Here is a 10,942-nt window from a genome sequence, read left to right on the forward strand (position 1 = left end):
TGACCCGTCCTGATATGGGTTGACACTTTTTAACTAAAACGCTCGATGTACTTCATCGGGCGTTTTGTATTTTAAAGCCGTATGAGGCCTCATTTGATTATAGATCTCTACGGATTCTGCTACCATCGTCCTCGCTTCTTCCAGATCTTTCGGTTTCCTCAGTAAGAACTCCATTTTGAGTATCCCATTTACTCGCTCTGCTAAAGCATTCTGATAACAGTCATAGCCGTCAGTCATCGAGCAAGTCACTTTATGTTTCTTATGGATATCTTGATATTCCTTCGAACAGTATTGTGAGCCTCTATCTGAGTGGTGTATTAGCTTTTCTTCACTCTGCCGTTGTCTGAGAGCTGAGATAAATGCCCGCTTAACTGATTGCGTTTTCATGTTGTCATCTACATAGTAACCAACGATCTTCCTTGAATAAGCATCCGTAACCAGGCTGACATAACTCTCTCCATTTTGAGTCGGTAAGTAAGTTATATCAGCAACCCACAGTTGTTCTGGCTTCGTTGGTGTCAGCCCATCTTTCACTTTGTTTGGATGGCAGAAGAACCGATGACGACTGTCAGTTGTTCGATGATAAGCCCGTCTTGTTCTCACCAACATACGATGCCTTCTGAGAAGCTCAAAGAGCTTATCTCGACCTATCTGAATGCCCTTTATCTCTGCTAAGAATTTCAGTTTCCGCGTACCAATGCGTGGCTGCTTCATTCTGACTTCATGGACAAAGCCAATAACAACATGCTCATGATGTTCACAACGAGTCTGAGTCTGGCACTGCTTGTAATAGGCTTGACGAGAGATTTGCACTAACTGACAAAACTTCGTGACGGTCAAACCTGTTATGACTTTCTTTTGGACAACGCTTCTTTTTGCTTTTTTGTCACTCTAACGCCATAGTCACGTTCCATAACGTTCACTACAGCTTCAAAGAAATCGGCTTTGAGCTGTGCGTCTTTGAGTTGCTTCTCAAGCTCTTTAATACGTTGCTCAGGTGTGGGAGGTGAATTGAACTCGGCCATAGAGTCTTCTTTGGACATAAAGTTAGGTGTCCCTTTAGACCAATCTAGTCGACCATGCTTACGAAGCCAAACTAAAACCGTGGAGCAACCTTGGATACCGTACTTCTCTTGAGCTTGCTTGTAAGTGAGGCTTCCTTTTTCAACCTCATCAACTACGGTGAGTTTAAAAGCGAGGGAGTAATCGCGCTGAGTTCTTTTAGTGGTTGATTTCATAACACTCTCCAATTTTTTGGGTTGGAAAGTGTCAACCTTATTTAGGACGGTACACTACTCAATTGAGAAAGGCTTGCGAGATGCAAGCCTTTTTATTTTTTAACGTACTTTAGAACTTAGTAAAAGGTACGCTCTTCACCCGCGCGAGTTAACAGGCCATCACACGGTGCAAAGCGATCGCCGTATTTCGATGCAAACTCGTTCATTTTCTCAACCAGTTCCTTCAAACCAAACTGATCCATATAACGGAACGGGCCACCCAGGAATGGAGGGAAACCAATACCGAAAATCGCACCGATATCACCATCGCGCGGCGAACGAATAATGCCGTCGTCTAAGCAGCGTACTGCTTCATTCAACATCGGCAGTACACATCGTAGTGCTATATCGCTATCGCTCAGCTTAGACTCTGGATCAAGCTTGAGTAGTTTGTAGACCGACTTATCGACTTCTTTCTTCTTCGCTTTGTAAGTATAAAAACCTTTGCCACTCTTACGGCCTTTTCGACCATCGTTAAGCAGAGTCTCGAATACATCAGGGCCTTTGAATCGCTCACCCAACTCATTAACGAGAATCGGCATGATCTTCGCACCAATATCAACACCTACTTCATCAAGTAGTGTGATTGGCCCTACCGGGAACCCGAAGTCGAGTAAAGCACCATCAATCTTCTCAATCGGCTCGTTTGCCAGCAAGATATGTGCAGCTTCGTTCATGTAAGGTGCAAGAATGCGGTTTACGTAGAAGCCCGCTTTATCTTTCACCACGATTGGCGTTTTACCCTGTTTCTTCGCTAACGCGACAACCGTAGAGATAGTTTCGTCTGACGTGGTTTCATGTGGGATAACTTCCACCAGCGGCATTTTTTCTACCGGACTGAAGTAATGCAAGCCAACGATATTCTCTGGACGTTCCGCTTTCTCTGCAATCTTATGAATTGGCAACGACGAAGTGTTGGTCGCAAAAATAGTTTCCGGCTTCGCATTGGCTTCAATATCCGCAACCATCTGCTGTTTCAAATCAAGATCTTCAAAAACCGCCTCAATGACCACATCAATGTGGTTGTAGCCAGTAAAATCTACTCCTCCTGAAAGCTGAATCATTTTTGCCTGAAGATCTGCTGTAGAAATAATGCGACGCTTACGTTGCTTTTCAAACAGCTTGTAGTTGTAGTTCAACGCATTCAAGACACCATCATTGCTCACATCTTTGATGCGAACTGGCACTTTGGCTTTCGCAACCGATACATGGCTAATACCAGCGCCCATCAAACCGCCACCCAGTACACCGACCTTTTTCACAGCAGAAGGCTTGGCGTCAGAACCGTGTTCTTTTTTCATCTCCGTTGTCGCGAAGAAGATAGAACGCAACGCTTTGGATTCCGCGCTCATGACCAGTTCACCAAAACGTCTGGCTTCGAGTTCCTGTCCCTTCACCAACCCTTTTTCCAGACCATGCTGGATAACTTCCAGAATCGCCACAGCCGCAGGGTAATTACCTCGGGTTTTTTCTTTGGTTTTCTTCGCCGCTTGCTCAAAGATAAACTTGCGCCCCAAGCTACTGCCTGACATCAGTTTCTCTTTAGCTGACTGCTTTTTCTTGCCTTTATTCTTACCTTTGTCGATAAACTGCTTTGCGACATCGAGCAGAATAGTCTCCGGTACACATGCGTCAACGACACCCAGCTTCTTCGCCTTTTTGGCACGAAGTTGTTTCCCGGTCAGGATTAAATCGAGCGAAGGTAACAGTCCAATTAATCGAGGCAAACGCTGAGTACCACCAGAGCCTGGCAACAAACCTAATTGCACTTCTGGCAAACCTAAACGTGTAATATCTGATTCCGTACAAACACGGTAATCACAAGCAAGAGCAAGCTCTAAACCGCCACCCAAACACGGGCCATGAATGGCAGCCACAACAGGATAAGGCAAATCCGACAATTGTTGGAAAAGCTCTTGGCCTTGTTTTGCCAATGCTTCAGCTTCACTTGCGGTAGTACATGCGTCAAGCATGCGTACATCAGCACCCGCAACGAAGTTATCTGGCTTCAGAGAATGAATGATCACCCCTTTAACGCCACTCGAGTCTTTTAGTTGAGTGAAGATCGCCATCATATCTTCAACAAAAGCCGCCTGCAGCGTATTCATCTTTTCATTAGGTACATCAATAGCCAACCAAGCAATGTTCTGCTCGTCGATCTTCAGACTAAATGCTTTTTGCTCGCTCATTATTCAACCTCCAGAATCATTGCTGCACCAAGACCACCCGCCGCACACGCGGTGTTCAATGCAATACCACCACCTCGACGTTTCAATTCACGCAGCGTCTGCGTCATCATGCGTGCGCCCGTTGCAGCAAATGGGTGACCATACGCAATCGAGCCACCAAGTACGTTGAATTTATCCATGTCGATTTCACCAATGGCTTTTGAACGACCAAGATTTTCTTGAGCAAACTTATCAGAGGCAAACATTTTTACGTTGGCTAACGCCTGTGCAGCAAAGGCTTCGTGCATATCAATCAAAGCAAGATCCGACAATTCCAGTCCTGTATTTTCCAGTACTTTAGCGGTCGCATAAGAAGGGCCCATCAACATATCGGTTTGTACACCAATAGCAGAGAAAGCGTAACCGCGAATGTAGCCCAGAATGTCCATACCGAGCTCTTTCGCTTTACCTTCACGCATTAGCATCACAGCAGCGCCGCCATCGGTCAGAGGTGTACTGTTGGCTGCCGTTACACTGCCGTATTGGCGGTCAAATGCTGGGCGCAGTTTTGCGTATCCCTCTAATGTTGAGTCATGACGAACGTTGTTGTCTTCAGAGATCCACTTCTTATACGGCTCAGGAAAGGCGGTCATGACTTCACCTTGAATCTTGCCCTCTTTCCACGCCAGAGAAGCCAGTGTGTGAGAGCGATGGGCTAGCGCATCTTGCTCAGCGCGAGAAATACCGTGTGTTTTCGCCATCTGCTCAGCCGTTTGCCCCATCGATATTCCAGTAGAATACTCAGCAACCGCCGGTGGGACTGGCATTAAATCTTTGAGGCTAATGTTTTTAAGTACATTGAGCTTTTGACCCAGCGTTTTGGTTTTGCTCAAAGCCAGTAGGTTGGCTGCTAATTTTTTAGACACGCCAACTGGAAGCACAGAAGAAGAATCTGCACCGCCTGCAATACCCACATCAATGGCACCAGCCATAATACTTTCCGCTACATTAACCGCAGCCTGAAAACTCGTCGCGCACGCTCGGGTCACGCTGTAAGCGTCCGTATGAACACTCATCCCTGTCCCCAAAACGATTTCACGTGCGATATTCGGTGCTTCTGGCATTTGTATCACTTGTCCAAACACCACTTGTTCGACTAACTTCGGATCAATGTCTGTGCGAGCAAGCATTTCACTCACTACCATTTTCCCTAAATCGACTGCGGGCACTTGGCTAAATTCAGTGCATTGACGAGCAAAGGGAGTTCGAAGCCCTGCGACAATAGCAACGCGTTCACCATGACGCGTTTTTACTTCCTGCTTGCCCATTGTTTCTCCTTAATTAACAAGAGGTCTGACCTGATGCATTGTAATCAATTTGTTAAATTTATCAAAGGCGTGTTTAGATAAACGTGAAGCAAGTAGATCAATTACTCTAACTAACTTATATTTATGACGATTATAACTAAGCCTCGATAACCCTAAGTCGCCTAAGATACCGATTTAAGTAAACTTTTAGTCTAATGTAGAATGGTTGATTGTGAATTTGATGCTCTTGTAAATATACGTCACCGGCTTTAATTCGTATGTAATAAATCATGCCTAGTGCGCCATTAACCGACAATGAACAGTGAAGCAAATTGAATAAAAATATGTTGGGAAGACAAAATTGAGGTAAAAAAAAACCACACAGAACTGTGTGGTCGGAATATCTATAAAAACAATTAACTTACGCCAATTGAACATTAATCAGTTTCCTGATTAGGAGAAAGTAAAGTCAGCCTTCAAAAGGAAGTGTCATCTTGCTCAACATGTTAGCCACAAGGACCAACGAGATGACAGGAGTAACTATAACCCCTCCACTGCTTGAGTTTTTGAAATAGATCAATTTTATATTGATTTTACCCTCTTTGAAGCGATCTATTTTTTCATGCATCCAAATAAGCCATGTGCTCGCCTGTTCTATTCACCTTTATATATGAATCGTAATAAGGGGGCAGAGTATCGAATCCGGGATTGATTTGATGAGACTGCTACACTCATTTTGTATAGCTGAATGACCACGATGCGGTTGTTTATTAGAAAATGGAGGCTCTTGCAGCCATGTTTAAAATATTTGGAAAGAAAAATTCCAACAGTCCGGTCAACTCTGATATGGACAAACAAAGAAAATATGAATCGCTCGTTCGGGGCTATCATCGTGATTTATATCGTTACGCTTACTGGCTAAGCAAAGACAAAGCCATTGCGGAAGATTTGGTTCAGGAAACCTGCCTTCGTGCATGGAAATCCCTAGATAGCTTACAGGACGAAAAAGCCGCCAAATCTTGGCTTATTACGATATTAAGACGAGAAAACGCGCGCCGATTCGAACGTAAACAATTTGATTTAGTAGATATCGATGACTATGGCAATGATGCGAAGGTCAGCGACGACCCTCATCATCAGCAAGAATGGCTTCAAGCACAGATCATGAAGTTAGACGTCGAATATCGTGAACCTTTATTTCTGCAAGTCGTGGGTGGTTTCAGTGGAGAAGAAATCGGCGACATCCTTGAACTAAACATAAACACCGTGATGACTCGGCTGTTCCGTGCTCGTAATCAACTTAAAGAGATGTTGGATTCTCAAGATACTAAAAGAGGACAAAAAAATGGATGATTTAGAATTTCGTCGCCGTATTTTGTCGGATCCAAAACATAAGGATGAAGAGATACTTAAAGCTTTGGCCGATAACAACGCCAACTATAGGTTTGTTGAAGATGTTCTGGATCTCGATGAAAAAATTAAACAGGCGATGAATGTAGAGGTTCCAGAAGATCTTGCCGATAAAATTTTATTCAGCCAAACCTCAAGCACGCTTGAAGAAAAAGTCGTGAGACCGACCTTTGCCCGAAGAGCGATGTCACTAGCTGCATCGGTCGCATTCATTGCAGGTTTGTTGGTTGGCCAAATAAATTGGAGCAATATTATCGTATCTCCTGCCCAGGCAACATTGGCGGATACCGCAATTGAGCACGTGATCAACGAAGAGCCTTTTGTTCGTCACCTGGACGAAGATGTACCGAGCACATTCATCAACGCAAAAATGTCGCCTCTGCGTTTTCAGTTTAACCAGAACTTTCCATACCACGTCTATTACTTAAATCACTGTGGGTTCGGAGCGTCCAATGCCGTTCATATGGTTTTCCAGGGAGCGAAAGGAAAAGTAACCATGTTCATTACCGGTATACCAAGCAAGCAAGCTGTCGACTTCAACAAAGAAGGCATGAGCGGTATCGTTCAACCTATTGGTAGCTCAAGTATGATATTGGTGGGCCAGCAAGGCGAGGATATCAACACTATCGCTCGTGAACTGACACCTCTTATCCAGCCTATGTAATAAATTGAAACAAAGTTAGCTTAATATCAGGTGCCGCGAGGTGTTATCACTCAGCGGCATCACCTCACCCTTAACACGCAAACGATTCCCCCGAATACATCATATAGAGCAATAACTCTAATTATTGCAGTTTAGATGCAATTTCCCTGCATTTAGCATCATTTCTGCAATTTTTCCTTAATTTTTAACAATGGTCGGATTTGTTTAGGGTATTCTACTGACTACTATCTGCGCCACTGAGCAAAAGCTCAAATTATCGTCCAAAGAGACGAATCTAATAAGGAAAAATAATGACTCATAATAAGCGTCTGTTCAAAAAGACTCTCTTAGCAGTAACGGTAGCTTTTGCCTCAGGTCAAACGATGGCAGCAGGTTTCCAAATTAATGCCCAATCGGCAACAGGCCTTGGCCGCGCGTTTGCTGGTGATGCTGTAATCGCAGACAACGCATCGGTAATGGCGCGTAACCCAGCAGCAATGGCTCTGTTTGACAAAATGGAACTGTCTGTCGGTTTTGAAACCATTACTTCATTAATTGAAGTAAAAAACGCAAAATACAGCGTTAACACTCCTCTAGGTTCTAGTACAACAACTGTCGGTGATGTAGACGATGTGGGTGACACTGCCCTTGCACCAAACATTCACCTGATTGTGCCAGTAAACGACAAGTTTGCCTGGGGTGTGAATGCCTACTCTAACTTCGGTACAAAAACTGAATTCTCGGATAACTATGTCGCAACGGAATACGGCGGTCTGACTGACGTAAAAAGCGCGAACTTTGGTCTTGCAGGATCTTACCGCCTAAACGATCAATGGAGCTTTGGTGCTGGCCTGGATGTGATTTACGGCAAAGGTACTATGAAGCGTGTAACTAGCGCTATGCTAGGCAGCACGACACTTCTCGATGTCGATTCAGCTGACGGCTGGGCCGTTGGCTTCAACGTTGGCACGGTTTACGAGTTAGACGAAAACAACCGTTTCGGTCTTGCCTACCACTACAGCCCAGAATTTGAAGCAAAAGACGATGATGGTCAAAAAATCACGTTACCTCTACCAGACATGGCTGAGTTCTCTGGTTTCCACAAAATTAAAGATACTCAGTTCGCAGTACACTACAGCGTTCAGTACATTGGCTGGAAAGACTTCGATCAAATTGATTTTAAAAACCTAAACCAAGGTGCGATAGCTGGCAACTACGCGAAAAATTACCAATGGCAAGACGGCTGGCACTACGCAATTGGCGGTACTTACTACCTAAATAACGACTGGACGCTACGCGCTGGTTACATGTACGACACCAGTGCACAGGACAATGTGACGTCTATTTCTGTACCAGATTCCGATCGTCAGTGGTTCTCGACTGGTTTCACTTACCACATCGACGGCAAGTCTAACGTCGACTTTGGCTTCACCTACCTATTGGGTGATGATGTTGACGTTGATGAGAGCATCGTTGTGGCTCAAGGTGTCTCTACTGGTGTAAGCGCGACGACTCACGCAGACGCAATCCTTGTTGGCTTACAATACAGCCGCAGCTTCTAATCGACAGTTACGTCATTATTACAAATAAACTTTATATAAAAGGCTGGATTTCCAGCCTTTTTTCTTATTTAAGATTTATTGTCCGTTCTTTTTCAGTGAACACGTGTATCTAAAAACCCTCTTTAGGACGCACAACTGTTCGCTGAATATTTTTCATAGCCCCTCGCCGAATAGTTTTTTAGCCTGTAACAAAACCAATAAAAGAATTAAATTCCAAAAACGTGAAAATTCCGGCTTTTCATTTCTAAAGTAAAAGCTCTATCTTTAAAATTTCGCATCACGTTTTTTAACAATTCAGCGAACATCAGAATGAAAACCAACAAGACCCTTCTATCGGTGACAGTAGCAATAGGCCTACTGGGAACTTCAGGCATGACTCAAGCAGCAGGTTTCCAACTTGCTGAGTTTTCAGCAACAGGATTAGGTCGAGCGTATGCTGGTGAAGCAGCGATGGCGGATAATGCGAGCGCACAATGGCGCAACCCAGCCATGCTTACTTACTTAGAAGGCACACAAGTATCTGTTGGTGCCATTTATGTGAACCCAAATCTTGATGTTGAAGGTGATGTGAATTTTTATGGCAGTAATATTCCAGCTTCTTCGGATGACTTCGCCCATGACGCGATCATTCCTAACTTCTACCTATCACACCAATATAATGACAAGTTCGCAATTGGATTAGCATTAGGCACTAACTACGGCATGGAGACGGAGCTTGGCACAGGCTTCTCAGCATCGCACTTTGGTAATGAAGCAAGCGTAACAACAATGGAAGCCAATCTAAATGCAGCGTACAAAATCAACAACGCGGTAAGCATTGGTGCTGGTATTCGTTACATTATTGGTGAAGGCAGCTTTGGGGCAACAGCACCGGCGATAAATGCGTTGGGACTTCCTCAAGATACGACGCTTAAGTACATGGAAGGTGACGACACTGCTTGGGGCTGGCAAGTGGGTACCGCCTGGCAAATTAACGAAAGCCATCGCGTAGGTTTCTCATATAAATCTGAAGTAGAGCTTAAACTTCAGGGTCATGCTGAAGGCATAGGTTTTGGCTTCGGTACGCCTTTACTACCGCAAACTCGCGATAACGGTTACATGTATCTCACACTACCAGCGACAGCAGAACTGGCTAGCTTCCACCAAGTCACTGATAAACTAGCGTTGCATGCAAGCTTTAACTGGACTGACTGGAGCTCGTTCGAGAAGCTCGAAGCACATCTGGAGACTGCCGGTACACACATGGTTAAAGTGGAAAACTGGAAAGATAACTACCGCTTTGCAATTGGTGCCACCTATCAGCTACAACCACAACTGGCATTGAGAACAGGTATCGCTTATGACACTTCTGCAGTGAATGATAAGAACCGTACGATTACTATTCCAGAAACGGATCGTACGTGGCTTAGCATCGGTGCAACGTATGACTGGACCAAAGATTTTAGCCTAGATACAGGTTTCACTTACATCCTCGCTAAAGATGCATCTATCACAGAATCACGTGGTTACGAATCTGATGACAGTGCAGAGCAAGTTGGTGGTCAGTTTGTCGGCGAAACAACAGGTAATGTTTGGTTGATTGGTGTTCAGGCGAACTATCGTTTTTAATTTTCCGAAAACGAAAAGGCTTAGCGAGTGCTAAGCCTTTTTTATCTCTATTGAATCACAAAGAAGAGGTTTAAAAGTCGTCTAAATATTCGTCCAGGTAAGCTTCTTCTTCTTGATCCACTTCTGTGACAGTCTCAATTTCAGCTTTAAAGTTTTGGCGCTGGATATAGATATCACGCGTTAATACATAAGGATCTGGTGAATTGTCTAGCTGAGCTTCCTGAGAAACGAGCAAAGCACGCTTTTCCATCCCTTCAAATGCCCATTTACCCAAGCTCGCCCAGAAATTGAGATAGGTCAGCGGTACATACATGCCGTCTACCGTATCCGTTACTTCACGTAGCGTATAAGGTCCGTAACCCGGAATCATAAAGTAAGGACCGTTACCTACACCGTAATGACCGACGGCATCACTGAAGGCTTTTTCATCGTATTTTGTAATCCCCGCCTTCGTCGCAATATCAACCAGACCTAAAAGACCAAAAGTGGAGTTAATCCAAAAACGGTTAAAGTGATCTACAGCTTTACTGCCGTTCCCCATGAGCAGGTTATTCACCATACTGGCTGGCTCATCTAAGTTAGCCAGAAAGTTAGCGATACCATAGCGGATCGGTGTCGGAGTATATTCCACATAGGCTAATGACACTGGGCGTACCAAATATGGATCTAAGTAATCGTAGTTGATATCCCACATGGCACGGTTAAAGCCTTCTAACGGATCGTACGCATCAGAAGTCGTTTGATTTGTTTCTTCTGTGACTGCCTCCTCAGGCGCACTTGAACAGCCAACCAGTCCAACTGCTAACAGCATTAAGAAGATGGATTTACCCTTGTTATACATTCTATGTTCCATAACAACTATTAATATACTTAAGTAACCTTGCTACAAAGTGCTGGTTTAAATATAGTTTAGAAAGAAGTCACTTAAGTATAAAAACAAGGCCAGCAAGTGCTGGCCTTATTCATT

Annotated in this window: 8 protein-coding genes; 4 read left to right on the plus strand and 4 right to left on the minus strand. The window is 44.3% G+C overall.

The genetic code is table 11. The annotated features are described in order from the left end of the window. Nucleotides 1-33: 33 nt before the first annotated feature. From WJM94_RS14080 to fadI, 3 genes are all read right to left on the minus strand, one after another. Nucleotides 34-1,238 (minus strand): IS3 family transposase gene (locus tag WJM94_RS14080; RefSeq protein ID WP_444494826.1). Its coding sequence is split into 2 segments (ribosomal slippage): nt 34-872 and nt 872-1,238, totalling 1,206 coding nucleotides; the frame shifts between segments, so codons are not numbered across the junction. 116 nt (nt 1,239-1,354) lie between these two features. Then, a complete protein-coding gene (gene fadJ, locus WJM94_RS14085) occupies nt 1,355-3,466 on the minus strand; it encodes a fatty acid oxidation complex subunit alpha FadJ (protein WP_444494827.1) in 2,112 nt (703 codons plus the stop codon). Next, entirely contained in the window at nt 3,466-4,773 is a 1,308-nt protein-coding gene (gene fadI / locus WJM94_RS14090) for an acetyl-CoA C-acyltransferase FadI (protein ID WP_444494828.1), read from the minus strand. Before fadI ends, fadJ begins: the two co-directional genes overlap by 1 nt. A gap of 756 nt (nt 4,774-5,529) precedes the next feature. On the opposite strand from fadI, the gene WJM94_RS14095 reads away from it, so the two are divergent. From WJM94_RS14095 to WJM94_RS14110, 4 genes are all read left to right on the plus strand, one after another. Then, nucleotides 5,530-6,105, plus strand: coding sequence for a sigma-70 family RNA polymerase sigma factor (locus WJM94_RS14095; protein ID WP_444494829.1), 576 nt, complete (start codon nt 5,530-5,532; stop codon nt 6,103-6,105). Next, the gene (locus WJM94_RS14100) at nt 6,098-6,826 is read left to right on the plus strand and encodes a DUF3379 domain-containing protein (RefSeq protein ID WP_444494830.1); all 729 of its coding nucleotides are present in this window, start codon (nt 6,098-6,100) and stop codon (nt 6,824-6,826) included. The genes WJM94_RS14095 and WJM94_RS14100 overlap by 8 nt, the downstream gene beginning before the upstream one ends. 290 nt (nt 6,827-7,116) lie before the next feature. Then, the gene (locus tag WJM94_RS14105; protein WP_444494831.1) at nt 7,117-8,367 is read left to right on the plus strand and encodes an outer membrane protein transport protein; all 1,251 of its coding nucleotides are present in this window, start codon (nt 7,117-7,119) and stop codon (nt 8,365-8,367) included. A 309-nt stretch (nt 8,368-8,676) separates the two neighbouring features. Continuing rightward, complete coding sequence (locus tag WJM94_RS14110; protein ID WP_444494832.1) at nt 8,677-9,975, plus strand: outer membrane protein transport protein; 1,299 nt, start codon at nt 8,677-8,679, stop codon at nt 9,973-9,975. A 70-nt stretch (nt 9,976-10,045) separates the two neighbouring features. On the opposite strand, the gene WJM94_RS14115 is transcribed toward WJM94_RS14110, so the two are convergent. Next, nucleotides 10,046-10,816, minus strand: coding sequence for an MlaA family lipoprotein (locus WJM94_RS14115; protein WP_444494833.1), 771 nt, complete (start codon nt 10,814-10,816; stop codon nt 10,046-10,048). Nucleotides 10,817-10,942: the final 126 nt, after the last annotated feature.

It is taken from the genome of Vibrio sp. YIC-376, assembly GCF_052353105.1.
In the GTDB taxonomy this organism is placed as follows: Bacteria; Pseudomonadota; Gammaproteobacteria; order Enterobacterales; family Vibrionaceae; genus Vibrio.

What these genes read in the sequence shown, in the direction of transcription:
- fadJ (WP_444494827.1), bottom strand. Translation starts at nt 3,466, where the DNA reads ATGAGCGAGCAAAAAGCATTTAGTCTGAAGATCGACGAGCAGAACATT.
- fadI (WP_444494828.1), bottom strand. Translation starts at nt 4,773, where the DNA reads ATGGGCAAGCAGGAAGTAAAAACGCGTCATGGTGAACGCGTTGCTATT.
- WJM94_RS14095 (WP_444494829.1), top strand. Translation starts at nt 5,530, where the DNA reads ATGGAGGCTCTTGCAGCCATGTTTAAAATATTTGGAAAGAAAAATTCC.
- WJM94_RS14100 (WP_444494830.1), top strand. Translation starts at nt 6,098, where the DNA reads ATGGATGATTTAGAATTTCGTCGCCGTATTTTGTCGGATCCAAAACAT.
- WJM94_RS14105 (WP_444494831.1), top strand. Translation starts at nt 7,117, where the DNA reads ATGACTCATAATAAGCGTCTGTTCAAAAAGACTCTCTTAGCAGTAACG.
- WJM94_RS14110 (WP_444494832.1), top strand. Translation starts at nt 8,677, where the DNA reads ATGAAAACCAACAAGACCCTTCTATCGGTGACAGTAGCAATAGGCCTA.
- WJM94_RS14115 (WP_444494833.1), bottom strand. Translation starts at nt 10,816, where the DNA reads ATGTATAACAAGGGTAAATCCATCTTCTTAATGCTGTTAGCAGTTGGA.